This is a genomic window from Paenarthrobacter aurescens, from assembly GCF_025421775.1.
GTDB lineage: Bacteria > Actinomycetota > Actinomycetes > Actinomycetales > Micrococcaceae > Arthrobacter > Arthrobacter aurescens_B.
Window position 1 is genome coordinate 1 of record NZ_JAOEFX010000815.1, and the last position, 229, is coordinate 229.

Sequence of the window (229 nt, forward strand, 5' to 3'; positions counted from 1 at the left end):
AACCGCGACACCGCGATCGGCACCGCAGGCTCCACAGCCAACCCCCTCCTGGACAACGAGCTGGTGAAGTCCACCAACGCTGCCAAGAACAACAAGATCGTCAACCTGGATCCCGCCGGCGGGTACATCGTGGGCTATGGCCTGAACAACGTCCAGGCCAGGGTCACGGCAGTGGCCGACTCTGGCGCCTGACAACCCGCTCCACCTGAACTCCTGACGTGACAACTAC

General features: G+C 62.9%; 1 pseudogene. It reads left to right on the forward strand.

The window, feature by feature from the left end:
- Positions 1–192 (forward strand): annotated as a pseudogene (locus tag N7568_RS25675) (iron ABC transporter substrate-binding protein); the annotation flags it as partial.
- Positions 193–229: the final 37 nt, after the last annotated feature.